At 73.7% G+C, this 26,819-nt stretch carries 26 protein-coding genes; 17 read left to right on the top strand and 9 right to left on the bottom strand.

Annotation, left to right across the window (positions count from 1 at the left end; all coding sequences use genetic code 11):
* Positions 1-125 precede the first annotated feature (125 nt).
* The 8 genes from rimP (at position 126) to EBO35_RS07265 (ending at position 8,560) form a co-directional block, all read left to right on the top strand.
* Positions 126-608, top strand: coding sequence for a ribosome maturation factor RimP (gene rimP, locus EBO35_RS07230; protein ID WP_122817116.1), 483 nt, complete (start codon positions 126-128; stop codon positions 606-608).
* Positions 608-1,591, top strand: coding sequence for a transcription termination factor NusA (gene nusA / locus EBO35_RS07235; protein WP_122817117.1), 984 nt, complete (start codon positions 608-610; stop codon positions 1,589-1,591). Before rimP ends, nusA begins: the two co-directional genes overlap by 1 nt.
* 153 nt (positions 1,592-1,744) lie before the next feature.
* Positions 1,745-2,056, top strand: a complete 312-nt coding sequence (locus EBO35_RS07240; RefSeq protein WP_263457656.1) for a YlxR family protein — start codon at positions 1,745-1,747, stop codon at positions 2,054-2,056.
* A 91-nt stretch (positions 2,057-2,147) separates the two neighbouring features.
* The gene (infB, locus tag EBO35_RS07245; RefSeq protein ID WP_122817118.1) at positions 2,148-5,027 is read left to right on the top strand and encodes a translation initiation factor IF-2; all 2,880 of its coding nucleotides are present in this window, start codon (positions 2,148-2,150) and stop codon (positions 5,025-5,027) included.
* Positions 5,028-5,168: 141 nt separating this feature from the next.
* Positions 5,169-5,714, top strand: coding sequence for a 30S ribosome-binding factor RbfA (gene rbfA / locus EBO35_RS07250; RefSeq protein WP_122817119.1), 546 nt, complete (start codon positions 5,169-5,171; stop codon positions 5,712-5,714).
* The gene (gene truB, locus EBO35_RS07255; protein WP_122817120.1) at positions 5,711-6,577 is read left to right on the top strand and encodes a tRNA pseudouridine(55) synthase TruB; all 867 of its coding nucleotides are present in this window, start codon (positions 5,711-5,713) and stop codon (positions 6,575-6,577) included. The genes rbfA and truB overlap by 4 nt, the downstream gene beginning before the upstream one ends.
* A 24-nt stretch (positions 6,578-6,601) precedes the next feature.
* Positions 6,602-7,537, top strand: a complete 936-nt coding sequence (locus tag EBO35_RS07260) for a bifunctional riboflavin kinase/FAD synthetase (protein ID WP_122817121.1) — start codon at positions 6,602-6,604, stop codon at positions 7,535-7,537.
* Positions 7,538-7,540: 3 nt separating this feature from the next.
* A complete protein-coding gene (locus EBO35_RS07265; RefSeq protein ID WP_122817122.1) occupies positions 7,541-8,560 on the top strand; it encodes a hypothetical protein in 1,020 nt (339 codons plus the stop codon).
* Here EBO35_RS07265 and EBO35_RS07270 read toward each other — a convergent pair whose 3' ends face one another.
* Positions 8,561-8,818, bottom strand: a complete 258-nt coding sequence (locus EBO35_RS07270) for an HPr family phosphocarrier protein (RefSeq protein WP_122817123.1) — start codon at positions 8,816-8,818, stop codon at positions 8,561-8,563. It lies immediately after the preceding gene.
* 143 nt (positions 8,819-8,961) lie between these two features.
* Here EBO35_RS07270 and EBO35_RS07275 point away from each other — a divergent pair, with 143 nt between their 5' ends.
* Together EBO35_RS07275 and EBO35_RS07280 are read left to right on the top strand one after the other, a co-directional pair.
* Entirely contained in the window at positions 8,962-10,662 is a 1,701-nt protein-coding gene (locus tag EBO35_RS07275) for a putative PEP-binding protein (RefSeq protein WP_122817124.1), read from the top strand.
* A gap of 29 nt (positions 10,663-10,691) precedes the next feature.
* Positions 10,692-11,996 carry a sulfite oxidase gene (locus EBO35_RS07280; RefSeq protein ID WP_122817125.1) on the top strand — a complete coding sequence of 435 codons (1,305 nt, stop codon included), beginning with the start codon at positions 10,692-10,694 and terminating at the stop codon, positions 11,994-11,996.
* A gap of 40 nt (positions 11,997-12,036) precedes the next feature.
* Here the strand turns inward: EBO35_RS07280 and EBO35_RS07285 are convergent, their stop codons facing one another.
* Together EBO35_RS07285 and EBO35_RS07290 are read right to left on the bottom strand one after the other, a co-directional pair.
* The gene (locus EBO35_RS07285) at positions 12,037-12,678 is read right to left on the bottom strand and encodes a response regulator transcription factor (protein ID WP_122817126.1); all 642 of its coding nucleotides are present in this window, start codon (positions 12,676-12,678) and stop codon (positions 12,037-12,039) included.
* Entirely contained in the window at positions 12,630-13,802 is a 1,173-nt protein-coding gene (locus EBO35_RS07290) for a sensor histidine kinase (RefSeq protein WP_122819450.1), read from the bottom strand. The genes EBO35_RS07285 and EBO35_RS07290 overlap by 49 nt, the downstream gene beginning before the upstream one ends.
* Positions 13,803-13,952: 150 nt before the next feature.
* On the opposite strand from EBO35_RS07290, the gene EBO35_RS07295 reads away from it, so the two are divergent.
* From EBO35_RS07295 to EBO35_RS07310, 4 genes are all read left to right on the top strand, one after another.
* Positions 13,953-16,130: an MMPL family transporter gene (locus tag EBO35_RS07295; RefSeq protein WP_122817127.1), complete on the top strand. Its 2,178-nt coding sequence runs from the start codon at positions 13,953-13,955 to the stop codon at positions 16,128-16,130.
* A 211-nt stretch (positions 16,131-16,341) separates the two neighbouring features.
* Positions 16,342-16,617: a 30S ribosomal protein S15 gene (gene rpsO / locus EBO35_RS07300; protein WP_122817128.1), complete on the top strand. Its 276-nt coding sequence runs from the start codon at positions 16,342-16,344 to the stop codon at positions 16,615-16,617.
* 326 nt (positions 16,618-16,943) lie between these two features.
* Positions 16,944-19,178, top strand: a complete 2,235-nt coding sequence (locus EBO35_RS07305) for a polyribonucleotide nucleotidyltransferase (RefSeq protein ID WP_122817129.1) — start codon at positions 16,944-16,946, stop codon at positions 19,176-19,178.
* Positions 19,179-19,186: 8 nt separating this feature from the next.
* On the top strand, positions 19,187-20,587 hold the full coding sequence (locus tag EBO35_RS07310; RefSeq protein ID WP_317983531.1) for a M16 family metallopeptidase: 1,401 nt from the start codon (positions 19,187-19,189) through the stop codon (positions 20,585-20,587).
* A 23-nt stretch (positions 20,588-20,610) separates the two neighbouring features.
* Here the strand turns inward: EBO35_RS07310 and EBO35_RS07315 are convergent, their stop codons facing one another.
* From EBO35_RS07315 to EBO35_RS07325, 3 genes are all read right to left on the bottom strand, one after another.
* The gene (locus EBO35_RS07315) at positions 20,611-21,171 is read right to left on the bottom strand and encodes a hypothetical protein (RefSeq protein WP_122817130.1); all 561 of its coding nucleotides are present in this window, start codon (positions 21,169-21,171) and stop codon (positions 20,611-20,613) included.
* Positions 21,168-21,767, bottom strand: coding sequence for a transposase (locus EBO35_RS07320; protein ID WP_122817131.1), 600 nt, complete (start codon positions 21,765-21,767; stop codon positions 21,168-21,170). The genes EBO35_RS07315 and EBO35_RS07320 overlap by 4 nt, the downstream gene beginning before the upstream one ends.
* Positions 21,768-21,848: 81 nt before the next feature.
* Positions 21,849-22,364 carry a class I SAM-dependent methyltransferase gene (locus EBO35_RS07325; RefSeq protein WP_122817132.1) on the bottom strand — a complete coding sequence of 172 codons (516 nt, stop codon included), beginning with the start codon at positions 22,362-22,364 and terminating at the stop codon, positions 21,849-21,851.
* A gap of 85 nt (positions 22,365-22,449) precedes the next feature.
* On the opposite strand from EBO35_RS07325, the gene dapB reads away from it, so the two are divergent.
* Complete coding sequence (dapB, locus tag EBO35_RS07330; protein ID WP_122819454.1) at positions 22,450-23,196, top strand: 4-hydroxy-tetrahydrodipicolinate reductase; 747 nt, start codon at positions 22,450-22,452, stop codon at positions 23,194-23,196.
* A 200-nt stretch (positions 23,197-23,396) separates the two neighbouring features.
* Positions 23,397-24,104: a hypothetical protein gene (locus EBO35_RS07335; protein ID WP_122817133.1), complete on the top strand. Its 708-nt coding sequence runs from the start codon at positions 23,397-23,399 to the stop codon at positions 24,102-24,104.
* 52 nt (positions 24,105-24,156) lie between these two features.
* On the opposite strand, the gene EBO35_RS07340 is transcribed toward EBO35_RS07335, so the two are convergent.
* The 3 genes from EBO35_RS07340 to EBO35_RS07350 form a co-directional block, all read right to left on the bottom strand.
* Positions 24,157-24,456: an AzlD domain-containing protein gene (locus EBO35_RS07340; RefSeq protein ID WP_122817134.1), complete on the bottom strand. Its 300-nt coding sequence runs from the start codon at positions 24,454-24,456 to the stop codon at positions 24,157-24,159.
* Positions 24,453-25,142, bottom strand: a complete 690-nt coding sequence (locus EBO35_RS07345; RefSeq protein ID WP_122817135.1) for an AzlC family ABC transporter permease — start codon at positions 25,140-25,142, stop codon at positions 24,453-24,455. The genes EBO35_RS07340 and EBO35_RS07345 overlap by 4 nt, the downstream gene beginning before the upstream one ends.
* A 61-nt stretch (positions 25,143-25,203) precedes the next feature.
* Complete coding sequence (locus tag EBO35_RS07350) at positions 25,204-25,758, bottom strand: GNAT family N-acetyltransferase (protein WP_122817136.1); 555 nt, start codon at positions 25,756-25,758, stop codon at positions 25,204-25,206.
* A 49-nt stretch (positions 25,759-25,807) separates the two neighbouring features.
* Between EBO35_RS07350 and EBO35_RS07355 the strand changes: the two genes are divergently transcribed.
* Positions 25,808-26,812: an aldo/keto reductase family protein gene (locus EBO35_RS07355; RefSeq protein WP_122817137.1), complete on the top strand. Its 1,005-nt coding sequence runs from the start codon at positions 25,808-25,810 to the stop codon at positions 26,810-26,812.
* Positions 26,813-26,819 lie beyond the last annotated feature (7 nt).

The following is a 26,819-nucleotide window of genomic DNA, read 5'->3' on the forward strand; positions in this document are numbered from 1 at the left end:
TGACCTTACCGGGCCCGCCCGCGGCGGATGAGGACACCCGCGACAGCGGCTATCGTGTGCCGAGACGTTGGGATGCACCGTCGTATCGGACAACAGAGACAACAGAACAGGGAGGTCGACCAGCTGTGACCGGATCCAGCCAGGACGCCGTCCGGGAGCAGATCGAGGCTGTGCTCGTCGATCCCCTGGGCGTGCTGGGACTCGACATCGAGGCCATCGAGATCACTCCTGCCGGCAAGCGCCGAGTGCTGCGGATCGCCGTCGACACCGACGGCGGGGTCACCCTCGACGACGTGGCCGAGGCGACCCGCGAGATCAACCGGGTCCTCGACGACTCGGACGTCATGGGCGAGCACCCCTACACCCTGGAGGTCACCTCCCGGGGCGTGGACCGGCCGCTGACGCTGCCGCGGCACTGGCGGCGCAACCAGGACCGGCTGGTCAAGGTGACGCTGAGCGACGACACGGTCGTCACCGGACGGATCCTGGAGTCCGACGAGGACGGCGCCGTTCTCGACGAGGCCGGTTCCCGTCGCGAGATCCCCTACCCCGAGGTCGTCAAGGCGCTCGTGCAGATCGAGTTCAACCGGAAGAACGAGGAGTCCTGATGGACATCGACCTGAGCATCCTGCGGATGCTGGAGCGCGAGAAGGAGATCTCCTTCGACGTCCTCGTCGAGGCGATCGAGCAGGCGCTGCTCACGGCGTACCGCAAGTCCCCCGGTGCCCAGGACCACGCGCGCGTCGTGCTGGACCGCAAGAGCGGCCACGTCAGCGTGCTGGCCCGCGAGGCCGACGCGGACGGCAAGCCGGAGGGCGAGGAGTACGACGACACCCCCCAGGGCTTCGGCCGGATCGCCGCGACGACCGCCAAGCAGATCATGCTCCAGCGGCTGCGCGACGCCGAGGACGACATCCGGTTCGGGGAGTTCTCCGGCAAGGAGGGCGACATCGTCTCCGGTGTCATCCAGCAGGGCCGCAACCCCGACGACGTGCTGGTCGACCTCGGCAAGATCGAGGCGCTGCTCCCGGTCGGCGAGCGGGTCCCGGGCGAGGACTACTCCCACGGCACCCGGATCAAGTGCCTGGTCGTCTCGGTGCGCAAGGGCATGCGCGGCCCCCAGATCTCGCTGTCGCGCTCGCACCCGAACCTGGTCAAGAAGCTCTTCGCGCTCGAGGTGCCCGAGATCGCCGACGGCACCGTCGAGATCGCCGCGATAGCCCGCGAGGCCGGTCACCGCACCAAGATCGCGGTCCGCTCGGCCGTTCCCGGCGTCAACGCCAAGGGCGCCTGCATCGGCCCGATGGGCCAGCGGGTGCGCAACGTGATGGCCGAGCTGTCCGGCGAGAAGATCGACATCGTCGACTGGTCGGAGAACTCCGCGCGGATGGTGGCGAACGCGCTCTCCCCGGCCCGGGTGACCTCGGTGGAGGTGCTCGACGAGGCGGCCCGCTCGGCCCGCGTCGTCGTGCCGGATTTCCAGCTCTCCCTGGCCATCGGCAAGGAGGGCCAGAACGCCCGGCTCGCCGCCCGGCTGACCGGCTGGCGCATCGACATCCGCTCCGACGAGGAGCCGGCCGCGGAGGCCTGAGCCCGCTCCGGCCGGCCGCAACGGCGGCCGCGCACGCGCCCCGGTTCGATAACCGGGGCCCGTAGCGGGTAAGGTTGACCACCAGTGGCTCGCGAACGCATCTCCTCCGCACACCCCGGCACCGACTCCGTCCCAGGACCGGTCCGGACCTGCGTGGGATGTCGGCGGCGGGCCACGAAGAGCGAGTTGTTGCGGGTGACCGCAGGCTCGGACCCGCACGGCCGACCGGCCGTCGTGCCCGATCCGGTGGCCACCGCTCCCGGTCGCGGGGCGCACCTGCATCCCACGACCGAGTGCTACGACCTCGCGGTGCGGCGAAGAGCCTTCGCCCGTGCCCTCCGGACCACCGGGGGAGCGCCGGGGCTCTCCACCGAGCCGGTGGGGGCGTACCTGCTGCAGAACAGCACCAACCCGAGCACCGACCAGACGTACTCGACCGACAGAAACTGGAGCAGCAGCTCATGAGCACTCGATGAGTACTTCCCGATGAGTTTGCACAACCACTAACGGTCTCGAGAGACACCCAGAACCGGGTCTCGAGGCCAGAAGGAGAAGCGTGGCCAAGACCCGAGTTCACGAACTCGCCAAGGAGTTCGGCGTCGAGAGCAAGTTTGTTCTCGAGAAGTTCAAGGAGATGGGGGAGTTCGTCAAGTCGGCGAGCTCCACCGTAGAGCTGCCTGCGGAGATGCGTTTCCGCAAGGAGTACGGCGAGAAGCTGAAGACCGCCGAGGGCTCCGCCCCGGCCGAGGCGTCCGCGAAGCCGGCTGCGAAGCCGGCCCCCAGGCCCGGCCCGAGGTCGGCCCCGGCCCCGTCGGCTCCCGCTGCCGAGGCTCCGGCCGCTGCGGCGCCGGAGACGACCCCCGAGCCCGCTGCGCAGGCACCGGCGCCCGCCGAGCCCGCTCCCGCGGAGGCTGTCGCTCCCGCGGAGGCTGCCGCCCCCGCCAAGGCGTCCCCGCGACCCGGCCCCCGGCCCGGTCCGTCCGCCCCGAAGCCCGCTGCCGAGGAGCCGCCGGCTCCCGAGGCACCCGCCGCCGCTGCCCCCAAGGCTCCGGCGCCGAAGGCCCCGACCCCGGCTCCGCGACCCGTGGGTCGCCCCGGTGGCGGCTCGCCGCGTCCGGGCAACAACCCGTTCGCACCCAGCCAGGGCATGGGCCGGCGTCCGTCCCCGCCGCGCGAGACCGGTAGCCCGGCCGCCGGTGCTGGTGCCGGCGCCGGTGACAACCGTCCGCCGCGGCCCCCGGCCGCGCGTGACGGCGGTGCCCCCGGGCGCCCCGGCATGCCGCCGCGTCCGAACCCGGCGATGATGCCGAAGAGCCCAGCCGCGTTCGGTGCCCGCCCCGGTGGCGGTCCCGGTCGTCCGGGTGCCCCCGCTCGCGGCGGAGCCCCGGGTCGCCCCGGTGCCCCCGGTCGCGGTGGTCCCGGTGGCGGTGCCCCGGGTCGTCCCGGCGGTGGGTTCGGCCCGTCCGGCGGCGGTCGCCCCGGTGGCGGTCGTCCCGGCCAGCGCGGTCAGACCCAGGGCGCCTTCGGTCGCCCCGGTGGACCGTCGCGTCGCGGTCGCAAGTCCAAGCGCGCCCGTCGCCAGGAGTTCGAGGCCATGCAGGCCCCGACGATCGGTGGCGTGCGGGTCCGCAAGGGTGACGGCGAGACCGTCCGCCTGCCGCGGGGTGCCTCGCTGACCGACTTCGCCGAGCGGATCGGCGTCGACGCCGCCCAGCTCGTGCAGATGCTGTTCAGCCTGGGCGAGATGGTCACCGCGACCGAGTCGGTCAACGACGAGACCCTCGAGCTGATCGGCGAGGAGCTGAACTACGACGTTCAGATCGTCTCGCCCGAGGACGAGGACCGCGAGCTGCTGGAGTCCTTCGACATCGAGTTCGGTGAGGACGAGGGCGACGAGAGCGACCTCGTGGTCCGGCCGCCGGTCGTGACCGTCATGGGTCACGTCGACCACGGCAAGACCCGGCTCCTCGACGCGCTGCGCAGCTCCAACGTGGTCGCCAAGGAGGCCGGTGGCATCACGCAGCACATCGGCGCCTACCAGGTGGGTGCCGAGGTCGACGGCCAGGAGCGCCGGATCACCTTCATCGACACCCCGGGTCACGAGGCGTTCACCGCCATGCGTGCCCGTGGTGCCCAGGCGACCGACATCGCGATCCTCGTGGTCGCGGCCGACGACGGCGTCATGCCGCAGACGGTCGAGGCGCTCAACCACGCCAAGGCCGCCGGCGTGCCGATCGTGGTCGCGGTCAACAAGATCGACAAGCCGGACGCGGACCCGACCAAGGTGCGCGGCCAGCTGACCGAGTACGGCCTGGTCCCCGAGGAGTACGGCGGCGACACGATGTTCGTCGACGTCTCCGCGAAGTCCGAGCTCAACCTCGACAAGCTGCTGGAGGCGGTCGTCCTGACCGCCGACGCGTCGCTGGACCTGCGGGCCAACCCCACGCAGGACGCCCAGGGTCTGGTCGTCGAGGCGCACCTGGACCGCGGTCGCGGTCCGGTCGCCACGGTGCTGGTCCAGCGCGGCACGCTGCGCGTCGGCGACTCGATCGTCGCCGGTCCGGCCCACGGCCGGGTCCGGGCGATGCTCGACGAGTTCGGCACCGAGCTCACCGAGGCCACCCCGGCGCGTCCGGCGATGGTGCTCGGCCTCAGCGCGGTGCCCGGTGCGGGTCAGAACTTCCTGGTCGTCGACGACGACCGGATGGCCCGCCAGATCGCCGAGAAGCGCGAGGCCCGCGAGCGTGCGGCCATGCAGGCCAAGCGTCGCGTGCGCCGTACCCTCGAGGACTTCATGGCCTCCATGGAGAAGGGCGAGAGCCAGGAGCTCAACCTCATCCTCAAGGGCGACGTGTCCGGCTCGGTCGAGGCTCTCGAGGACGCCCTCGCGCAGATCGACGTCGGCGACGAGGTCAGCCTGCGGGTCATCGACCGCGGTGTCGGTGCGATCACCGAGACCAACGTCGACCTGGCCGCCGCCTCCGACGCCATCATCATCGGCTTCAACGTCCGGCCCCAGGGCAAGGCGGGCCAGATGGCGGAGAAGGAGGGCGTGGAGATCCGGTACTACTCGGTCATCTACCAGGCCATCGAGGAGATCGAGGCGGCCCTCAAGGGTCTGCTCAAGCCGGAGTACGAGGAGGCCGTTCTCGGCCAGGCCGAGATCCGGGCGATCTTCCGCTCCTCGAAGATCGGCAACATCGCCGGCTGCATGGTCACCTCGGGCCTGCTCCGCCGCAACGCCAAGGTGCGGATCATCCGCGACAGCAAGATGATCGCCGACAACCTCGACCTGGCCTCGCTGAAGCGGGAGCGGGACGACGCGTCGGAGGTCCGCGAGGGCTTCGAGTGCGGCCTCGTGCTGAAGAACTTCCAGGACATCAAGGAAGGCGATGTCGTGGAGGCCTTCGAGATGCGCGAGATCCCGCGCAGCTGATTCGCCGACCCGGCAGGAATGGTCGGGACAAGCACGCTGACCCGTCACTCCTGGTCGCCCTGAGCGACCAGGAGTGACGGGTCGCCCGTCTCTGGGGGACCAGTTGTGACGGGTCACCACAGAAACGGTAGGAAGGAAGCCATGACCAACCCACGGGTGCGCAAGATCGCGGACCGGATCCAGGTGATCGTCGCGGAGATGCTCGAGCGCCGGATCAAGGACCCGCGGCTCGGCTTCGTCACGGTCACCGACGTCAGGGTCACCGGGGACAGCCAGCAGGCCACTGTCTTCTACACGGTGCTCGGCGGCGAGGAGGAGATGGCCGGCACCGCCGCCGCGCTGGAGTCGGCCCGCGGGCTGATCCGCTCGGAGGTCGCCAAGCAGCTGCAGATGCGCACCGCGCCGACGCTGGCGTTCGTCCACGACGCGCTGCCCGAGACCGCCCGCCACCTCGACGAGGTGCTGGCCAAGGCACGGCTCTCCGACGAGCAGGTGGCCGCGGCCCGCGAGGGCGCGTCGTACGCCTCCGAGGAGGACCCGTACAAGAAGCCCCGCGAGATCCCCGACGACGAGCCGGACCTCGAGTCCGGCACCGACATCGAGTCCGACACCGAGACTGACACCGACACTGACACAGCGGCCGACATCAGCGGCGAGGCCGACGACACCGGTCGCACCGGGGCGTGAGTCCCGCACCGGGCCTGGTCGTCGTCGACAAGCCGGCCGGGATCACCTCCCACGACGTGGTGGCCCGGGTCCGGCGGCTCGCCGGCACCCGCAAGGTCGGCCACGCCGGCACCCTGGACCCGATGGCGACCGGGGTCCTGGTGCTCGGCGTGGACCGGGCCACCCGCCTGCTGGGGCACCTGATGCTGACCCAGAAGGCGTACGACGCGACGGTGCGGCTCGGGGTGGCGACCAGCACCGACGACGCCGAGGGCGAGGTGCTCGCGACCACGCCGGCCGCCGGCATCGACGAGGCCACCGTGCGCCAGGTCCTGGGCGAGTTCGTCGGGGACATCGAGCAGGTCCCGACCGCCGTCTCGGCGATCAAGGTCGACGGCAAGCGCGCCTACCAGCGGGTGCGCGACGGCGAGCAGGTCGAGCTCCAGGCGCGGCCGGTGACCGTCCACGAGCTCGTCGTCCACGACGTCCGGCCCGCGGGCGACTCGCTGGACGTCGACATCTCGCTGCGCTGCTCCAGCGGCACCTACGTCCGGGCGATCGCCCGCGACGCCGGTGCCCGGCTCGGCGTCGGGGGTCATCTGACCGCGCTGCGGCGCACCGCCGTCGGGCCCTACGACCTCTCCGTGGCGCGCACCCTGGACCAGCTCGGCGAGGAGTTCGCGATGCTGCCGATCGCCGACGCGGCGCGGGCGGCGTTCCCGGCCGTCGACCTCGACGAGCAGGCGGCGGCCGACGTCCGCGTCGGTCGTCCGCTCGACGTCGCGCTCCCCGGGCTGACAGCGGTCTTCGATCCCGACGGCGCCTTCCTGGCCCTCTACGAGACCCGGGAGGGCCGCTCCCGTCCGGTCGCCGTCTTCGTCTGAGGCCGCCCTGAGTAGGGTGCTCGCGTGCAGATCTGGCGAACGCTCGACGAGGTGCCGTCCGACCTCGGCCGCACTGCCGTGGTCATCGGCAACTTCGACGGCGTCCACCTCGGGCACCGGCGGGTCCTGAGCCGGGCCCGGGCGCTCGCGGACGAGCAGGGCCTGACCCTGGTCGCGATCACCTTCGACCCGCACCCGATGGCGGTGCTGCGGCCCGAGCACGCGCCCACGACGCTGACCACCGTGGAGGCCCGCGCGGAGCTGCTCGGGGAGGCCGGCGCGGACGCCGTGCTCGCCGTGCCGTTCGACCGCGGGGTCGCGGGCTGGTCGCCGGAGGAGTTCGTGCAGCGGATCCTCGTCGACGCCCTCGGTGCGGCTGTCGTCGTGGTCGGCGCCAACTTCCGGTTCGGCAGTCGCGCCGCCGGCGACGTGGCGACCCTGCGGGAGGCGGGGGAGCGGCACGGCTTCACCGCCGAGGGCATCCCGCTGGACGGCGGGCCGATGGTCTGGTCCTCCACCTACGTGCGCACCTGCCTGGCCGCGGGCGACGTCGCGGGCGCCGCCCAGGCCCTCGGGCGCCCGTACGCCGTGCGCGGCGTCGTGGTCCGCGGTGACCAGCGCGGCCGCGGGCTCGGCTACCCGACTGCCAACGTGCCCACCGACGGCATGACAGCCGTCCCGCCGGACGGTGTCTACGCGGGCTGGCTGCGTCGGCTGGACACCGGGGAGCGGTACCCGGCCGCGATCAGCGTCGGCACCAACCCCACCTTCGACGGCGTCCGCGCCCGGCGGGTGGAGAGCCACGTCTTGGACCGCACCGACCTGGAGCTGTACGGCGTCGAGGTGGAGGTCTCGTTCGTGCACAGGCAGCGTGGCCAGGTGGCGTTCGACTCCGCCGACGCGCTGGTCGAGCAGATGGCCGACGACGTGCGCCGCGCCCGCGAGATCCTCGGCGGCTGACCGGTGGGCGCACCTGCGGTCGCCGGCGACCCGCTGGCGGCCACCGATGCCTGGTTCCTCACCCACGGCCTCTCCTACTTCGTGCCCGAGCAGCGCCGGGGAGCGCGCGAGGCGCTGCGCGGGCGCCGCACGGTGCCGCTCGCGCTGCTGCTCGGGGCCGTGGCCGCCGGTCTCGGAGCAGCGCTGGCGTGGCTCACCGGCCAGCCCAGCGTCGCGCCGGCCCTGATGATCTCGGCCGGCATGGTCGCGGTGCTCGGCTACGCGCTCACCGCGCTGCGCGCCCGGCCGATCCTGCGCTGGGCGCTGGCCCGGACCTTCGGCAGCCTGCGCACGCTGCTGCCGATGATGAGCCGCGCGCTGCCGCTGCTGCTGCTGTTCGTGACCTTCCTGTTCATCAACGCCGAGGTCTGGCAGGTCGCGGCCGGTCTGTCCACCGGGACCCTGTGGCTCACCGTGCTCCTCTTCGCGCTCCTCGCGACCGGCTTCCTGCTGGTCCGGCTCCCGGAGGAGGTGGACAGGGTCGACGACGCCGTCGACGACGACTTCCTGCTCCGGGCCAGCACCGGCACGCCGTTGGCGGACGCCGCGCGCGACCTGGTCGCGGACCCGGACGCCGACCCGGCGGCGTACGCCGAGGTGCGCGGTTTCGAGCGCTGGAACCTGATCCTGGTCCTGGTGGTGATCCAGGGCGTCCAGGTGGCGCTGATGGCCGCGGGCGTCTTCGCGTTCTTCCTCGTCTTCGGCGGCCTCGTGATGGGGATCGAGGTGCAAGCCTCCTGGATCGGCCTGGAGCCGGGGGAGGTCGACGCCGCCCCGCTGCTGGACCGGGTCTCGGTCCCGCTGCTGCAGGTCTCCACGTTCCTCGCCGCGTTCTCCGCGCTCTATCTCACCGTCTCCACGGTGACCGACGAGACCTACCGCGAGCAGTTCTTCGGCAGCGTGATGCGGGAGATGGAGCGGGCCGTCGGGGTGCGGGCGGTCTACCGCGCGCTGCGCGAGAGGGACGCCGCGCTCGGCGGGTAGCTAGCCGTCGAGATCCCGCTCGACCAGCGTGGCGATCCGGTCCACGGCCCCCTGGTCGGCCCCCGAGATCTCCACGGTGCTGCCCGGGCCGGCGCCCAGGGTCAGGATCAGCAGCGCCGAGGCCGCGTCCACCGGCGGGGCGCCCGGCAGTCCGATGCGCACCTCGGCCCCGAGCTCGCGGACGGCCTCGGAGATGATCGCCGCGGGCCGGGCGTGCAGGCCGACTGCCGAGCCGACCAGTGCGGACCGGGTGGGCACGGGCTCAGCCGGGCCCGGGTCCGGGCGGCCCGGTCGGACGAGGCTCGTGGGCGTCCATCGGGCCTCCTGGTCGCGATCGGCGGTGGTGCAGTTCTATGCCCGGGCCGGTTGACCGTCAAGGCACCGCAGCGTCTACTGCGGTCATGACCGACACCACCGCGTCACCGTCGGTCCTCACCGGCATCCCGGTCGTGCCAGGCGTCGCGCGCGGCCCCGTGCTGCTCGCCGGCTCCTCGGGCCGGGCCGAGGTGTCGGCCGAGGCGCTGGCGGCGTACGGCGACGGCGGCCACCGGGACGTCCCCGCGGCCCTCGCGGCGTACGACGCGGCGGCGGCCGGCGTGGCCGCCGACCTGTCCGGCCGGGCGGAGCGTGCCACCGGGGCGGCCGCCGAGGTGCTGCGGGCGGGGGCGGTCCTCGCCACGGACCCGGCCCTGCGGGAGGCGGTCCGGGCCCGGCTGCGCGCCGGCGCCCCGGTGCTGCCCTCGGTCTCGGGCGCGGTCGGCGAGCTCGCCGAGGCGCTCACCGCACGCGGGGGACCGACGGCGGAGCGGGTCGCGGACCTGCGCGACATCGAGCGGCGGGTGGTGGCCCGGCTCGTCGGCGCCCCCGAGCCGGCGGCGCCGCGTCCGTCCGGGCCGGTGGTCCTGGTCGCCGACGACCTCGCGCCCTCGGACACCACCGGGCTCGACCCGGACCTGGTGGTGGGGCTGGTCCTGGAGCGCGGCGGCCCGACCGGGCACACCGCGATCGTGGCCCGGCAGCTCGGCATCGCGTGCCTGGTCGGCGTCGCCGGGGCCACCCGCATCCCAGCGGGCACCCCGGTCCTCCTCGACGCGACGGCGGGCGTCGTCCTGGTCGCCCCCGGCGAGGACGAGCAGCGGCGGGCGGACTCCGGCCGGCCGGCCGCGGCGGCGTGGACCGGTCCCGGCCGGACCGCGGACGGGACGCCGGTGCCGCTCCTGGCGAGCGTCTCCGACGCCGCGTCCGCGGCCCGGGCGGCGCGGGAGCCGGTCGAGGGCGTCGGGCTGTTCCGCACCGAGCTGTGCCTGGCCGGGCACCGGGTCGAGCCGACAGTCGCCGAGCAGGCCGTGATGTACGCCGAGGTGCTCGGACCGTTCCGCGGCCGGCGGGTGGTCGTCCGCACCCTCGACGCGGCGCCGGACAAGCCGGTCGCGTACCCGCCGGGCGCCGAGCACGTCGACCCGGCCCTCGGGGTGCGCGGGCTGCGCCGGTCCCTGGTGGACCCGGGGCCGCTGGAGCGGCAGCTCGACGCGGTGGCCGCCGCGGCGGCCAGGACCGGGACCGAGGCGTGGGTGCTGGCCCCGATGGTGGCGACGGTCGCGGAGGCGGCCTGGTTCGCGACGGCCGTCCGCCGTCGCGGCCTGAGCCCCGGGGTGATGGTCGAGGTGCCGGCGGCTGCCCTCCTGGCCGACCGGATGCTCGAGGTCGTCGACTTCCTCTCGATCGGCACCAACGACCTGGCCCAGTACGCGATGGCGGCCGACCGCAACGCGCCGGACCTCGCGCACCTGTGTGACCCCTGGCAGCCGGCGGTGCTCCGGCTGGTTGCGATGGCGACAGCGGCCGGCCGCCGGGCGGGCAAGCCCGTCGGGGTCTGCGGCGAGGCGGCCGCCGACCCGCTCCTCGCCTGCGTGCTGGTGGGTCTGGGTGCGACGTCGCTGTCGCTCGCCGCCCCCGCCGCCCGGTCCGTCGGCGCCCGGCTGGCCGCGGTGGACCTGGACGCCTGCGCGTCCGCGGCCGCCGTCGCGCTCACCGCCGCCGATCCTGCCGCCGCCCGGGCCGCGGCGGCGCGGGCGCTCGACACGGCAGCCGGGTCTTCCTAAGTCCAGCGAATTACTGATATTAAGGGGCCATGACTCCGATCCCGGAGCGGCCCACGAGCCGCCGCGCCGTCCTGAAGCTGTCCCTCGCCACCGCCGCCGTGGCGCCGGTGCTCAGCGCCGCCCCGGCCGCCGGCGGCACCCGGGCCCCGTCCGCCCCGGGCCGGGCGCCGGTCCCGGCCGCCGTCCCGGCCGGACCGATCCTCAAGCCGCTCCCGCTGGACCGGTTCGTGGTGCACGGCACGAACGCGGAGATGCGGTGGGGCTCGGTCCGCGCCCGGGCCGCACTGACCCCACAGGCCGACCTATTCGTGCGCAACCACACCCGCACGCCGGTCCTCGACGCCGCGACGTACACGCTGCGGGTCCACGGGGACGGGCTGGCCCGGCCTCGTGGTGAGCAGGAGGCCCTGACGCTCCGCCTGGCCGACCTGAGGCGGCTGCCGCGCACGACGATCACCGCCACCCACGAGTGCACCGGGAACGGGCGGCGGTTCTTCGCCGACCAGCAGGGCACGCCGGCCGCGGGGACGCCGTGGGCGCTGGGCGCGGTCGGGGCGGTCCGCTGGGAGGGCGTGCTGCTGCGCGACCTGCTCGCCCGGGTCGGGATCCGGCGCGACGCCGTCTCGGTGCTGGCCACCGGCCTCGACGACCCCTACGTGACCGGCGGCGTCGACTACGGCCGGGTCCGGCGGCCGTTCCCGGTCCGCAAGGCACTCGACGACGCGCTGCTGGCCTGGGCGGCCAACGGCGAGCCGCTGCTGCCCGACCACGGCTTCCCCCTGCGGCTGGTGCTCCCGGGCTGGGTGGGCATCGCCAGCATCAAGTGGCTCGGCTCGCTGGAGATCTCGACCACCGAGCTGAGCTCCCCGTGGAGCACCAAGTGGTACCGGATGACCGGGGGCGAGCACCCGGCCGACGCCCCGCCGCTGACGCTGAACCCGGTGCGCTCCGCGTTCGAGCTGGACTGGGACGCCGTGCTCCCGGCCGCCCGCTCGGTGACCCTGACCGGACGGTCCTGGAGCGGGGCGGCGCCGATCGTGCGCGTCGACGTCAGCGTGGACGGGGGCGCGACCTGGCGGGCCGCGGACCTCCAGGACCGGCATTCGGCTCGGGGAGCGCAGCGCCACGGCGGACTCGGACGCCGCGGCCATCGCGACCGGTCCTGGACCCGGTGGTCCTACCAGTGGCGCCGGCCGGCCGCCGGGCCGCACGAGCTGCTGGCCCGCGCCACCGACGCCGCCGGCCGCACCCAGCCCGACACCACGCCGTTCAACGACGCCGGCTACCTCTTCGACGCCGTCGTCCGGCACCCGGTGACGGTGGCCCAGGTGTGATGCGTACGCGTAGGCGTAGGCGCCCGGACGGGAGTCGTGCTCAGACCCGCAGCCAGGTCAGCACGGCGCGGACCCGCCGGTGGGCGTCGGTGTCCTGCGGCAGGTCGAGCTTGGTGAAGATGCTGTTGATGTGCTTGGCCACCGCCTTCTCGGTGACGACCAGCGCGGTGGCGATCGCGGCATTGGACCGGCCCTCGGCCATCAGGGCGAGCACGTCCCGCTCCCGCGGGCTGAGCCGGTCCAGCGGCTCGTCGCGGTGCCGGGCCATCACGCTCGCGACCACCTCGGGGTCGAGGACCGTGCCGCCGGCGAGCACCCGGCGCACCCCCTCGACGAAGTCCGCCACGTCGGCGACCCGGTCCTTGAGCAGGTAGCCGACCGCCCCCTCGCCGCTGGCCAGCAGCTCGCGGGCGTAGAGCTGCTCGACGTACTGGGAGAGGACCATCACGGGGAAGCCCGGCCGCGTCGCGCGGACCGCGACCGCCGCGCGCAGGCCCTCGTCGGTGTGCGTGGGCGGCATGCGTACGTCGAGCACGGCCCCCTCGGCGCGCGGGTCGCGCAGCGCCGCGGTCAGTGACCCCTCGTCCTGGACGGCCGTCAGGACGGTGAAGCCGTGCGCCTCCAGGACCTGGGTCAGGCCGGCCCGGAGGAGTGCATGGTCCTCGGCGAGGACAAGACGCACGGCACCTCCAGGGTCACGAGGGTCGGCCCGCCGACCGGGCTCGAGACCATCATGGTGCCGTCGAGGGCGGCAAGACGACGCATTACCCCCCGCATCCCGCTCCCGGCGGACGGGTCGGCGCCTCCGCGCCCGTCGTCGCCGACCAGCACCCGCAGCGCGCCGTCGACGTGCCGCAGCTCCACCCAGGCGTGCCGGGCGGCCGCGTGCTTGCCGATGTTCGCCAGGCACTCGGCGACGGCGAAGTAGACAGCGGACTCCACCGGGGCCGGCGGCCGCCCGGGCAGGTGGGCGTCCACCCGTACGGGCACCGCCATGTCCAGCGCCAGCGCGGCGACGGCACCGGCCACGCCGCGGTCGGCGAGCACCGGCGGGTGGATGCCGCGCACCACCGAGCGCAGCTCGCCGAGCGCGGTCGACGCCGAGGTCCGCGCCTGGGCCACCAGTCGGCGCGCGGCCTCCGGGTCCGTGGCCAGCGCGGACTCGGCCAGGCCGAGGTTCATCGAGACCGCGACCAGACGGGCCTGGGCGCCGTCGTGGAGGTCCCGCTCGACCCGGCGCAGCTCCGCCGCGGAGTGGTCGACCAGCTCGGCCCGGGTCTCGGTGAGGACCTGCACCCGCTGCTCGAGAAGCTCGGTGTGACCGGTACTGAGCAGCCACCGGTCGACGATGCTGCGGGCCCGCATCAGCGGCTCGGTGCCGAAGTACCACAGCCCACCGGTCACCACCAGCACCAGCAGCAGCACCACGACCAGCGACAGCACGAGCCCGAAGGTGGTCGTCCACAGCAGCCAGACCAGGTCCCGCCAGGTCATCGGGTCGGCCGCCCAGCCCAGCACCCGGCGCACGGGGCCGCGTGCGTCGGTGGGCCGGTACTGGTCGGGGATCGGCGTGCCCAGGACCTCGCCGGCCATCCGGCGGTGCCGGTTGGCGAGCAATCGACAGGCGGGGACCGCTACCAGCAGCACCGGGAGCCCGATCCACACGACGGTGAGGGCGCTGCCGAGGACCAGCAGCACGAGGACCAGCAGTGCCGGGAGCGCGAGCAGCACCTGTGCGGCCGGGTACGCCGTGAGCCGCAGGCGGCCGGGTGGCTCGGCCGGCGTCGCACCGGAGGCGGTCAGCATGCTCACCGCCCCATCCTCGCCGATCCGCGCCGTTGCGGCAGTGGTGCTGGCACCACCCGCAGACGGGTGCGCGCGCCCCTGACCGGCGGGGAGGCGCTCGCGAGGCTGGAGGTCGCCGATCCCGTCAGTCCCAGGAGCCAGGAGCCAGCCATGTCCAACCCCCTCACCGCCGTGCCGATGCGGGCGGCCCGCTGGAGCGCCGCCCACCCGTGGCGGGCGATCCTCGGGTGGCTCGCCCTGGTGGTCGTCGCCGTCGGGCTCGCCGTTCTGATCCCCGCCCAGGAGACCTCGGACGCCGACTACCGCGTCGGCGAGTCCGGGCGCGCCGACGAGCTCGTCGAGGCCGCCGACCTCGGCGCCCCGGACACCGAGCACGTCCTGCTCACCGCCCGGGGCGGGGGCCCGCTCGACCGGTCCGAGGTCGACGCCGCGGCCGCCGAGCTGTCCCGGCGCGCCGACGCCCTCAGCGGCGTCACGGCGGTCTCGCCGGTGCAGTGGAGCGAGGCGGGCACGGCGGCCCTCGTCTCGATCGAGCTCGAGGACGACGCCGAGGGCGTCTCCGCCGGGCTCGCGGAGGGGCTCGCGGACGCCACCGCCTCGGTGCGGGCCGACCACGCCGGCCTCGAGGTCCGCCAGGCGGGTGACCACACCCTGGACGAGGCCATCAACGAGCGGGTCGCCGACGACCTCGGCTCCGCGGAGCTGATCAGCGTGCCGGTGACGCTGCTGCTGATGCTCCTCGCGTTCGGGGCGCTGATCGCCGCCGGACTGCCGGTCCTGCTGGCCGGCACCAGCGTCGCGGCGACGATGGGGCTGATGGCGCCGCTGTCGTACCTGGTCCCGACCGAGGCGACCGTCGGCAGCATGATCGTGCTGATCGGGATGGCCGTCGGGGTCGACTACTCGCTGTTCTACCTCAAGCGGGAGCGCGAGGAGCGGGCGGCCGGACGGACCACGCTCGACGCGATCGAGATCGCCGCCCAGACCTCCGGGCACTCGATCCTCGTCTCCGGGGGCGCGGTCATCGCCTCCGTGGCCGCCCTGTTCGTGATGGGCGACGCGACCTTCAACTCCCTGGCGGCCGGCTCGATCGTCGTCGTGGCCGTCGCGGTGCTCGGCTCGATCACGGTGCTGCCGGCGCTGCTCGCCAAGCTGGGGCGCTTCGTGGACCGGCCCCGCCTGCCGCTGCTGTGGCGGCTCAACGCGCGGATCGGCCGCGGCGGTATCAGCAGCCGGGTCCTCGCGCCGGTGGTCCGGCACCCGCTCGTCGCCCTGGTCGCCTCGGGCCTGGTCGTCGCCGCGCTGGCCGTGCCGGCGCTCGGCATGAAGACCGGCTGGGCCGACCTCGAGACCCTGCCGGCCGACATCCCCGAGGTCGCGACGATGAAGGCGATCGGCGCGGAGTTCCCGACCGAGGGGGCCTCGGCGCGCGTCGTCGTCGCCTCCCCGGACGGCGAGACGGCGCTGACGGGTGCCCTGGAGCGCCTCGAGGCCGACGCGCTCGAGGCCGGGGCGTTCACCGGGGCCGGCGAGACCCGCCTCTCCGAGGACGGGAGCACCGCCGTCCTGGAGCTGGGCATGCCCTGGGCCGAGACCGACGCGCGCGCGGGTGCCGCGGTCACCGAGCTGCGCGAGTCGCTGGCCCCGGCCGCCCTCGCCGGCCTCGAGGGCGAGTACGTCGTGGGCGGGGGCGTGGCCGAGGGGCTGGACTACGACGAGGACCAGAGGTTCGCACTCCCGCTGGTGATCGGCACGGTGCTGCTGCTGACCATGCTGATGATGCTCTCGGCGTTCCGGAGCGTCCCGCTCGCGCTGGTCTCGACGGCACTGAACCTGGCCTCCGTCGGCGTCGCGTTCGGCATGCTCGCGCTGGTCTTCCAGCACGGCTGGGGGAGCGGTGCGCTGGACTTCACCTCGCCGGGGTTCGTGATCCAGTGGATCCCGCTGTTCGTGCTGGTGGTGCTGGTCGGTCTCTCGATGGACTACCACGTCTTCGTGGTGAGCCGGATCCGCGAGCACGTCGCGCGGGGCCTGCCGACGCGGGTGGCTGTCGAGCGCGGCATCGCCGAGACCGCTGGCGTCGTCACCAGCGCCGCGGCCGTCATGGTGTCGGTCTTCTCGATCTTCGCCACCTTGAGCATGCTGGAGATGAAGATGATGGGCGTCGGCCTCGCGGCCGCGATCCTGCTCGACGCCACGCTGGTCCGCCTGGTCCTGCTGCCGGCCGCGCTGATCCTGCTGGGGGAGCATGCCTGGTGGCCGGGCCGTCCCGACCGGCCGGCGGGGGAGCAGGTCGAGGAGCACGATCCGGCGTACGCCCTGACCTGAGGTGCTCCCGGGTCCGCCCCGCCGCATTTGGGGGGCGGACCCGGCTCGCGATACGCTCTGCCGGTTGCCCGGAGCACATCTCGTGCTCACCGACGGGCAGCACCCAGCTGAGTCATCTGCCGTACAACGGCCGCGGATCCAGAGTGCCCGGGAGAACAGGCCCCGGCGCGCCGCGCAGCGAGAGTGCCCGCGAGGGCCGGAAGGAGCCCGCATGTCGATCGGTACCGACGCGGAGACCAAGAAGAAGATCATCGCCGAGTACGCCACGACCGAGGGCGACACCGGTTCGCCCGAGGTGCAGATCGCGCTGCTGAGCCACCGCATCGCGCACCTCACCGAGCACCTCAAGCAGCACAAGCACGACCACCACAGCCGTCGTGGTCTGCTGCTGCTCGTCGGCCAGCGCCGTCGTCTGCTGAACTACCTGCAGAAGACCGAGATCGCGCGCTACCGCTCGATCGTCGAGCGCCTCGGCCTGCGTCGCTGACGTCCCCGTGACACGGGCGAACGGCCGCCCCACGGGGCGGCCGTTCGTCGTATTTCCCGGTCTCTTCGCTAGGCTCGGCACCAACGGCCGGGCGACCGGCCGGCACAACTGAATCGCACCACCGAAGCAAGTCCACTCCAGGAGCGACCGCGCGTTCCGGCCCGGTCCTCGGTAGTGGCTCTCAGGATCCTTACGGATCTGCGGGCCTCGATCGAAGACCGGCCCCTCCGCACCCATGGCGGAGGTCACCGGCGGGCACTCGGACCTGAGGCCCGCCACCGCAGCGGGACGCAGCAGGTCGCTCCGTGACAGAACAAGGACACCCCTTGACTGATCCGATCATCAGCGCCGTCGAGACCGTTCTCGACAACGGCAAGTTCGGCACCCGCACCGTCAAGTTCGAGACCGGGCTGCTGGCCCGGCAGGCCGCCGGCTCGGTGACCGCCTACCTCGACGACGACACGATGCTGCTCTCGGCCACCACGGCCGGCAAGCACCCCAAGGACCACTTCGACTTCTTCCCCTTGACGATCGACGTCGAGGAGCGGATGTACGCCGCGGGCCAGATCCCCGGCTCGTTCTTCCGCAGCGAGGGTCGCCCGGGCGAGGACGCGATCCTCACCTGCCGCCTCATCGACCGCCCGCTGCGCCCGACCTTCAAGAAGGGCCTGCGCAACGAGGTCCAGGTCGTCATCACGGTCATGGCGCTCAACCCCGACGCGCCCTACGACGTGCTCGCGATCAACGCGGCGTCGCTGTCCACCCAGCTCTCCGGCCTGCCGTTCTCCGGCCCGGTCGGCGGCGTCCGGGTGGCGCTCATCGAGGGCCAGTGGGTCGCGTTCCCGAGCCACAGCCAGCTCGAGAACGCCGTCTTCGACATGGTCGTGGCCGGTCGGGTCACCGACTCCGGCGACGTCGCGATCATGATGGTCGAGGCCGAGGCGCCCGAGCAGGCCTGGAACCTCGTCCAGAACGGCGCCGCGGCGCCGAACGAGGAGATCGTGGCCAGCGGCCTGGACGCCGCGAAGCCCTTCATCAAGCAGCTGGTCGAGGCGCAGGTCGAGCTGGCCAACGTCGCGGCCAAGCCCGTCCAGGAGTTCCCGATCTTCCTCGACTACGAGGACGACGCGTACGCCGCCGTCGAGTCGGCCGTCAAGGCCGACCTGGCCGCCGCGATGACGATCGGCGACAAGCAGGAGCGCGAGGCCCGCACCGACGAGCTGAAGGCCGCCGTGCTGGAGAAGCTCGGCGCCCAGTTCGAGGGCCGCGAGAAGGAGCTCGGCGCCGCGTTCCGCGCCGTGAACAAGCAGCTCGTGCGCGAGCGGGTGCTGCGCGACAAGGTCCGCATCGACGGGCGCGGCCTGGCCGACATCCGGCCGCTGCACGCCGAGGTCGACGTGATCCCGCGGGTGCACGGCTCGGCGCTGTTCGAGCGCGGCGAGACCCAGATCCTGGGCGTCACCACCCTCGACATGCTCAAGATGGAGCAGCAGCTCGACACGCTCTCTCCGGAGAAGTCGCGCCGCTACATGCACAAGTACGTCTTCCCGCCGTTCTCCACCGGCGAGACCGGCCGCGTGGGCTCGCCCAAGCGCCGCGAGGTCGGCCACGGTGCGCTGGCCCGCCGCGCGCTGCTGCCGGTGCTGCCCACCCGCGAGGAGTTCCCCTACGCGATCCGTCAGCTCTCCGAGGCGATGGGCTCCAACGGCTCGACGTCGATGGGCTCGGTCTGCGCCTCGACCCTCTCGCTGCTGCAGGCCGGTGTCCCGCTGCGGGCCTCGGTGGCCGGCATCGCGATGGGCCTCATCTCCGGCGAGGTCGACGGCCAGACGAAGTACGTCGCGCTGACCGACATCCTCGGCGCCGAGGACGCGTTCGGCGACATGGACTTCAAGGTCGCCGGCACCCGCGAGTTCGTGACCGCGCTCCAGCTCGACACCAAGCTCGACGGCATCCCCGCCGAGATCCTGGCCGCCGCGCTCCAGCAGGCCCGCGACGCCCGCCACGCGATCCTCGACGTGATGGCCGAGGCCATCGACGCGCCCGAGGAGATGTCGCAGTTCGCGCCGCGCATCATCTCGGTCAAGGTGCCCGTGGACAAGATCGGCGAGGTCATCGGCCCGAAGGGGAAGGTGATCAACCAGATCCAGGACGACACCGGCGCCAGCCTGTCCATCGAGGACGACGGCACCGTCTACATCGGTGCGTCCAACGGGGAGGCCGCCGAGGCCGCCCGCGCCGCTGTCAACGCCATCGCCAACCCGACGATGCCCGAGATCGGCGAGCGCTACCTCGGCACGGTCGTGAAGACGACGAACTTCGGTGCGTTCGTCTCGCTGATGCCCGGCAAGGACGGCCTGCTGCACATCAGCAAGCTGCGTCCGCTCGCCGGCGGCAAGCGGGTCGACGCGGTCGAGGACATCGTCTCGGTGGGCCAGAAGATCCAGGTCCAGATCGCCGAGATCGACGACCGCGGCAAGCTGTCGCTGGTTCCGGTGGTCGAGGAGTCCGAGGGCTCCGCGGAGGCCGAGTCGGCCGAGGCCACCACCGAGGAGGACTGACCTCCAACGTGGCTCCAGCCATCGAGACGACCGGCCAGCAGCTCGCTGCTGGCCGGTCGTCCCGTTCCCACACCCCGGCTCCCGCCCAGCACTCCGCGTCCCAGCAGGAGGTCGGGACCACCCGCACCCTGCAGACCGTGCGCGGGGCCGACGGTCAGATCACCTCGCAGGTGCGCCGTACCGTGCTGCCCGGCGGGCTGCGCGTGGTCAGCGAGCACCTCGCGGGGGTGCGCTCGGCCAGCATCGGGGTCTGGGTCGGGGTGGGCTCGCGCGATGAGTCCGCGCAGCTGCACGGCTGCTCGCACTTCCTCGAGCACCTGCTCTTCAAGGGCACCCGCGGCCGATCGGCCTTCGACCTCTCCATCGAGCTCGACGCCGTCGGCGGGGAGGTCAACGCGTTCACCGCGAAGGAGTACACCTGCTTCCACGCCCGGGTCCTCGACGAGGACCTGGCGCTGGCGGTCGACGTGCTCGGCGACATGATCACCGACTCGGTCCTCAGCGCCGAGGACGTCGAGGCCGAGCGCGACGTGATCCTCGACGAGATCGCCATGCACGACGACGATCCCGACGACGTCGTGCACAACCTCTTCGCCGAGCAGGCCTGGGGCCCGACCTCGCCGCTGGGCCGCGGGATCGCCGGCACCGTCGAGTCCATCTCGGCGCTGAGCCGCGAGCAGATCCGGCGCTTCTACCGGCGCCACTACCGCCCGGCCACCACTGTCGTCGCGGTCGCCGGCAACGTCGACCACGCCAGCCTGGTGCGCCAGGTCGAGGAGTCCTTCGGGCGCAACGGCTTCCTGGACGGCGACGAGGCTCCGGCGCCCCCGCGCGCCGGCGGCACCCGTCGGCGGGTCCATCCCGGCGTGGTCCGCGCGACCCGCCCGTTCGAGCAGGTCAACCTGGTGCTGGGCATGGAGGGCCAGGCCCGCAACGACGAGCGTCGCTTCGCCCTCGGCGTGCTCAACACCGCCCTGGGTGGCGGCACCTCCAGCCGGCTCTTCCAGGAGGTCCGGGAGCGGCGCGGACTGGCCTACTCGGTCTACTCCTTCGCCAGCCACCACGCGGACTCCGGCCTGGTCGGGGTCTCGGTCGGCTGCCTGCCGGCCAAGGTCGACGAGGTGCTCGAGGTCGTCCGCGCCGAGCTGGCCCGGGTCGCCTCCGGCGGCATCACCGAGGACGAGCTGTCCCGCGGCAAGGGACAGCTGCGCGGCGGGCTGGTGCTGGGCCTGGAGGACTCCGGGTCCCGGATGTCGCGGCTCGGCAAGGCCGAGCTGGTGCACGACGAGCTGCTCAGCATCGACGACGTGCTGGGACGCATCGAGGCCGTGACCCTGGACGAGGTCGCGCAGGTGGCGGCCGAGGTGTTCGGGCGCCGCGAGATCCTCGCGGTGGTCGGCCCGGCCTGAGCCACCGGCACGCCGGCCCGTGCTCAGCCCGGATGGACCAGCCGGACGATGCCGGCGCAGGCGCAGGCCCACAGCACGCTGGTGAAGGTGCCGATGATGAACCGCTCGGCGGCGCCCGCGGACTGGCCGCTGCGCAGCTCGGGATAGCGGCCCAGGGCCTTGAGAGCCAGCGCGACGGCGAGCCCCTCGACCGATCCGGCGAGGAGGCTGACGAAGACGGCGGTGCGCTCCAGGGCCCCGATCCAGGCGCCGCCGCGCAGCACCTCGGCCGCCGACCGCAGCGGCTGCTGGTCGCCGGTGGCCGGGTGGTCCTCCCGGTCCACCCAGGCGAAGACCAGCGTGGTCGCGGGGCCGCCGCCGATCACCGCGACCAGCCCGGCGAGCAGGATCAGCAGGGTGGTCCCGCCACGGCCGTCGACCAGCACCTCCGGCACGGCGGCGGCGGTGACGGCGGTGACGGCGAGCAGGCCGGCCGAGAACGGCACCCAGACCCGGCGCCCGGCGGGGGTCCAGCCGAGGGCGGCGGCGACGAGGGTGGCGCCCAGCAGGACCAGGACGACGAGACCCGCGGTGTCGGTGCTCACGGCGCCTCATCCTGCCGCAGGGCGCCGACGGCCAGGTGGGTGACGAGCTCCCGGGCGCGCCGTCCCTCGACGATGCCCGCGGCCTGGGCCCGCTGGCTGACCGCGGACTGGCTGATCCCGAGTCGGGCGCCGGCCTGCTCGTAGGAGAGGCCCGCGTCCACGAGGTCGGCGACCTCCCACCCGCGCAGGGTGCGGCGTCCGAGGACGGCCGCCCACAGCCAGAGCGCGGACTCCAGCTGGCGGGCGTCGGGGGAGTCGCCCACGACGCGGAGGTGCCAGGGGCCGGTCTTCGCGGCGGTGACCGCGCTGCGGGCGTGCAGGTACGCCGGCCCGCCACCGGCCCGGGCGTGCTCGGGCAGCGGCAGGTCGACCTGCCCGATGCCGATCCCGATGCTCCAGGCCTGCGCGCGCAGCAGCGGCTCGACCGCCCGCGGCAGGGACGCCGGGTCGTCCAGCACCCCCTGGAACTCGTCGCCGGCGGTGCGCTGGAAGCCGCGCAGGGCCGGGACGTCGTCGAGCAGCTCCAGCGCGGCCGGCACCCGGTCCGGGCTGCGGCGGCTGTCGCGCTGGTCGACGGTGAGCACCAGGACGGCCATGTGCTCTCCTCTCGGCTATTTCCTGATGCTCAGGCTACATCAGGAAATCACCTTATAGGAGACCAGTATTAGGTCCTGGCCTTACCGTCGGCCGATGATCCCCACGACGGCCGGATTCTTCTGCTCCACCACCGAGACCCGGAACCCGCCGTCGGCCAGGGCCGCCGACGCCTTCTCGATCACGGTGGGCATCTGCTCGGGGAACTTCGCCTCGAAGAACAGGTAGACAGCTCCTCCGGGCACCACCCGCTCGTGCAGGAGCGCGACCTCGTCCGCGCAGTCGCGGACCCAGAACAGGTTCACGTTGAACGCGTAGACCTTGTTCAGCCGCTTCACCGGGACCCGCAGCGTCGCGAGGTCGATCTGCCGCACGGTCAGCCGACCGGCCTGGATGAAGCGGGCGTTGCGGCGCTTGGTCCGGTCGACCCCCGACTCCGAGCGGTCGATCGCGAAGAGCTTGCCGCTCGTCAGCCGGGAGCAGATCGCCTCGGCGCCGGCCCCCGGCCCGCACCCGATCTCCAGGACATGGTCCGACGGCTGGATGTCCATGAACTCCACCGCCCAGCGGATCCGCGCAGGAATTGTCTGCACCACCATGGGGTCAGCCTGCCAGACGCCCGCACCCGGTGGGGCGACCGGATCGCTCCAAGGGGCTACCTCCTAGGGTGAACCCGTGGCAGACGTGATCAAGGTCGGAGTCCTCGGCGCCCGTGGACGGCTGGGCTCGGTGATCTGCGAGGCGGTCGAGACGGCGCCGGACACCGACCTGGTCGCCCGGATCGGCTCCGGTGACCGGATCGAGGAGCTGGTCGAGGCCGGCGCCCAGGCCGTGGTCGACGTCACCCGCCCGGAGGCGGTGATGGGGAACCTGGAGTTCTGCCTGCGCCACGGCATCCACGCGGTCGTCGGCACCACCGGCTTCGACGAGGAGCGGCTCGCCACGCTGCGCGGCTGGCTCGAGCAGGCGCCGGGGACGGGGGTGCTGATCGCCCCGAACTTCTCGATCGGCGCGATCCTGATGATGCGCTTCGCCGCCGCCGCGGCCCCGTTCTACGAGTCGGTCGAGATCGTCGAGATGCACCACCCCGACAAGGTCGACGCGCCGAGCGGCACGGCCCGGCGTACCGCCGAGCTGGTCGCCGAGGCGCGCCGCGCGGCCGGCGCGGGGCCGGTCCCGGACGCGACGTCCACGGGGCTCGAGGGGGCCCGCGGGGCCGAGGTCGACGGGATCCGGGTGCACGGCCTGCGGATCCGCGGGGCCGTGGCGCACCAGGAGGTGGTGCTCGGTGGGGTGGGGGAGACCCTGACCGTCCGGCACGACTCCCTGGACCGGGTCTCGTTCACGCCCGGCGTGCTCGCCGGCCTGCGCGCGGTCGTCGACCGCCCCGGCCTGACGGTCGGGCTCGAGCACGTCCTCGACCTGCCCTGAGCCGGACCTCCCTCGACCGGCGGCTGCCAGCGGCTGCCAGCGTCGACCGGCGGCGACCGGCGGCGACCGGCGTGTTGGGCGCGTCACACTCGGGTCCGGAGGCGTTTGTCGCGGCCCGGGGCGAGGCAGACAGTTCGGCGAAGGTCGGTGAGCTCCCGGCGCCGTCGGGTCGCGACCTTCCCACTTCTCGGGAGATCTCCATGAGCCTCGCACGTTCCGTCCGGCTGTCCGTCGCTGCGCTCGCCTGCGCCGGCCTGCTCTCGCTCACCGCCTGCTCCGAGGACGAGGAGCCGAAGTCGGCCACGACCAGCGAGACCGAGTCCGAGGTCCCGGCCGCGGAGCCGTCCGAGGAGGAGTCGGAGTCCGCGCCGGTCGAGGGGCAGCCCGAGTGGGCGCTCCCGGCGAAGACCGACGGCGACCTGATCTCGACCTTCACGGTCGGCGACGTGACCATCGAGGCCTACCAGGTCGGCACCAGCATCGCGACCGACGACGGCACCTTCGTGGACTCCGAGACCAAGGAGCCGCTGCTGGCCAAGGGCGACGAGCTCGTGTTCGTGAACTACGTCGTCACCAACAACGGCGCCCCGGTCGACCTCGGGCCGAACCTGGTGAAGATCACCGAGCGCTACGACGACTGGGAGCAGCTGATCGGCATGGAGGGCAGCTTCGACACCGCGCTGTACGAGGAGCACGGGCTGACGGTCGAGGCGATCGACTACACCAAGTTCAGCGAGCCGCCGGTGTTCACGTTCGGGACCGGCGAGACCTACTCCATCGCGCACAACTTCCGGTACCAGCCGGGCTCCCCGATCGGCTTCGAGGCGGAGATCGTCCCGGTCGACGCCGCGGGTCAGCCGCTGGAGGCCAAGCGGGTCGACGGCAGCGGCCGGGGCAAGATCGCCTGAGGCCGCCGCCGGCCCGGGCCCGGGTCGGGCTGGCCCGGCTCCCCGGCCGGCCTCAGAGCAGCCGCAGCCCGGCGGCGACGGCGGCCGCGCCGAAGACCACCACGAGGAACGGCGCGCGCAGCAGGAGCAGGACCACTGCCGTGGCGAGCCCGGCGACCCGCGCGTCGAGCACCAGGTGCCGGCCGTCCGCGAAGACCTGGACGGCCACCAGCGCCGCCAGCAGCGCCACCGGGATCAGGTCGGCCACCCGGCTCACCAGCGGCCGCTCCAGCACCCGCGGCGGCACCGAGAGCCCGCCGAGCTTCAGCAGGTAGCAGCCGCCGGCGGCCACGAGCACCGCGACCCAGGTCATCGGCGCTCCCCGAGCAGGCCGGCCAGCAGGGCCACGGCGGCCGCGACGAGCACGGGTACGCCGGCCGGGCTCAGCGGCACGGCGACGACGGCGACGGCGGCCGCGGCGAGCGCGACCACGAGCGCGCGCCGGTCGCGCAGCCGGGGCCAGAGCAGTGCCAGGAACGCCGCGCCGACGGCGGCGTCGAGGCCGTAGCTGCGCGGGTCGCCGATGGCAGTGCCCGCCATCGCGCCCAGCAGCGTGAACACGTTCCACAGCACGAAGATCGTGACGCCGGTGGTGAGGAAGCCCAGCCGGGCCGCGGGCGTCGTGCCGCGGGTCACGCTCATCGCGGTGGACTCGTCGATCAGCAGGTGGGCGGCGGCAGCCCGGCGCCACCCGGTCCAGCGCAGCAGGCCCGCCACCCGGAGCCCGTAGAGGGTGTTGCGGGTGCCGAGGAGCAGTGCGGCGGCCGCCCCGGACAGCGGCGCCCCGCCCGAGGCCAGCACGCCGACCAGGGCGAACTGGGAGGCCCCGGTGAAGGCCAGCAGCGAGAGCGCGCAGGTCTGCCAGACGTCAAGGCCCGCGGCGACCGAGACCGCGCCGAACGACACGCCGTACACGCCGGTGGCGACCCCGACGCCGAGGCTGTCGCGGACGATCGCGGCCCGCTCCGCCGCGGGCAGGGTGTCGGAGTCGCTCGGCACGCTGGGACCTTACGTCGCCGCCGCGGCGGTCCGCTCCCCAGTTCCGGTCGCCCAGTTCCGGTCAGCCCAGCGCTGTGTGCAGCCGCACCTGGCGGACCACGGTGGTGGCGTCCCCGGTGAGGTCCAGCTCGCGGTGCGCGCCGTCGGGCGCCCAGCCGGCCGCGACCAGGAACGAGCGCAGCACGTCGTCGGTGCTGACCGCCCACAGCACCGCCCGGGTGAAGCGGTCCGCGCGCACGGTGTCGACGGCGGCCTGGAGCAGCCGCGAGCCGTGGCCGCGCCCGCGGGCGCCCGGGTCGACGGTGAGGTCGCTCAGCTCCGCGTCGGCGACCGGGTCGGTGTCGGGGTCGGCCGCGGGCGCGGTGAGGGCGTAGCCCACCACCAGGTTGCGCTCGAGGGCGACCAGGACGCGCTGGCGTGCGTCCCCCGGTCGGCCCAGCGTCGCCCGCCAGGCCTCGGCCACCGCCGCCTCGGCCTCCGGCCCGGACGGGAACGCGTCGGCGGGGACGAGGTCGCCGTACATCTGGGGCCAGGCGCGGAGCTGGACCGCGGCGACCGCCGGGGCGTCGTCGGCCCAGGCGATGCGCACGGAGACGTCGGCGCTCGGAGAGGTCATGGGCGGCATCCTCGCAGGCGCCGCCCAGGCGGTCGTTAGCCTCACCCCCATGGAGATCCGCAACCTCGGTGCGAGCGGCCTGAAGATCTCGGCCATCTCGTACGGCAACTGGCTCACCCACGGCTCCCAGGTCGAGGAGGACGCGGCGACCGCCTGCGTGCACCGCGCCCTCGAGGAGGGCATCACGACCTTCGACACCGCCGACGTCTACGCCAACACCGCGGCGGAGAGCGTGCTCGGCCGGGCGCTGGCCGGCGAGCGCCGGGAGGGCCTGGAGATCTTCACCAAGGTGTTCTGGCCGACCGGGCCGGGCGGGCACAACGACCACGGGCTCTCGCGCAAGCACATCCTGGAGGCCATCGACGGCTCGCTGACCCGGCTGGGCACCGACCACGTCGACCTCTACCAGGCGCACCGCTTCGACCACGAGACGCCGCTGGAGGAGACGATGCTCGCGTTCGCCGACGTCGTCCGGGCCGGCAAGGCGCTCTACATCGGCGTCTCGGAATGGCGGGCCGAGGAGATCCGGGCCGCCGCCGAGCTCGCCCGCGAGCTGCACGTGCCGCTGGTCTCGAACCAGCCGCAGTACAGCATGCTGTGGCGGGTCATCGAGGACGAGGTGGTCCCGACCTGCGAGGAGCTCGGCCTCGGCCAGATCGTCTGGTCCCCGATCGCGCAGGGCGTGCTGACCGGCAAGTACCGGCCCGGCCAGGCGCCGCCCGCGGGCTCGCGTGCGACCGACGACAAGGGCGGCGCCGACATGATCGGCCGCTGGATGCGCGACGACGTGCTCGAGCGGGTCCAGCTGCTGGCGCCGATCGCCGCGGACCTGGGGCTGTCCATGGCGCAGCTCGCGGTGGCCTGGGTGCTGCAGAACCCGAACGTGTCCTCGGCGATCATCGGCGCGAGCCGCCCCGACCAGGTCAGCGACAACGTCAAGGCGGCGGGGGTCCGGCTCGAGGCCGACGTGCTGGCGGCGATCGACGAGGCCGTCGGCCCGGTCGTCACCCGCGACCCGGCGCTCACCAAGTCCCCGCCGCGCCCCGCCACCTGAGCGGGGC

The sequence above is a fragment of the Nocardioides pantholopis genome (assembly GCF_003710085.1).
Lineage (GTDB): Bacteria > Actinomycetota > Actinomycetes > Propionibacteriales > Nocardioidaceae > Nocardioides > Nocardioides pantholopis.

What these genes read in the sequence shown, in the direction of transcription:
- EBO35_RS07355 (WP_122817137.1), top strand. Translation starts at nt 25,808, where the DNA reads ATGGAGATCCGCAACCTCGGTGCGAGCGGCCTGAAGATCTCGGCCATC.
- EBO35_RS07350 (WP_122817136.1), bottom strand. Translation starts at nt 25,758, where the DNA reads ATGACCTCTCCGAGCGCCGACGTCTCCGTGCGCATCGCCTGGGCCGAC.
- EBO35_RS07335 (WP_122817133.1), top strand. Translation starts at nt 23,397, where the DNA reads ATGAGCCTCGCACGTTCCGTCCGGCTGTCCGTCGCTGCGCTCGCCTGC.
- rbfA (WP_122817119.1), top strand. Translation starts at nt 5,169, where the DNA reads ATGACCAACCCACGGGTGCGCAAGATCGCGGACCGGATCCAGGTGATC.
- EBO35_RS07295 (WP_122817127.1), top strand. Translation starts at nt 13,953, where the DNA reads ATGTCCAACCCCCTCACCGCCGTGCCGATGCGGGCGGCCCGCTGGAGC.
- EBO35_RS07325 (WP_122817132.1), bottom strand. Translation starts at nt 22,364, where the DNA reads ATGGTGGTGCAGACAATTCCTGCGCGGATCCGCTGGGCGGTGGAGTTC.
- rpsO (WP_122817128.1), top strand. Translation starts at nt 16,342, where the DNA reads ATGTCGATCGGTACCGACGCGGAGACCAAGAAGAAGATCATCGCCGAG.
- EBO35_RS07280 (WP_122817125.1), top strand. Translation starts at nt 10,692, where the DNA reads ATGACTCCGATCCCGGAGCGGCCCACGAGCCGCCGCGCCGTCCTGAAG.
- EBO35_RS07275 (WP_122817124.1), top strand. Translation starts at nt 8,962, where the DNA reads ATGACCGACACCACCGCGTCACCGTCGGTCCTCACCGGCATCCCGGTC.
- nusA (WP_122817117.1), top strand. Translation starts at nt 608, where the DNA reads ATGGACATCGACCTGAGCATCCTGCGGATGCTGGAGCGCGAGAAGGAG.
- EBO35_RS07320 (WP_122817131.1), bottom strand. Translation starts at nt 21,767, where the DNA reads ATGGCCGTCCTGGTGCTCACCGTCGACCAGCGCGACAGCCGCCGCAGC.
- EBO35_RS07340 (WP_122817134.1), bottom strand. Translation starts at nt 24,456, where the DNA reads ATGACCTGGGTCGCGGTGCTCGTGGCCGCCGGCGGCTGCTACCTGCTG.
- EBO35_RS07290 (WP_122819450.1), bottom strand. Translation starts at nt 13,802, where the DNA reads ATGCTGACCGCCTCCGGTGCGACGCCGGCCGAGCCACCCGGCCGCCTG.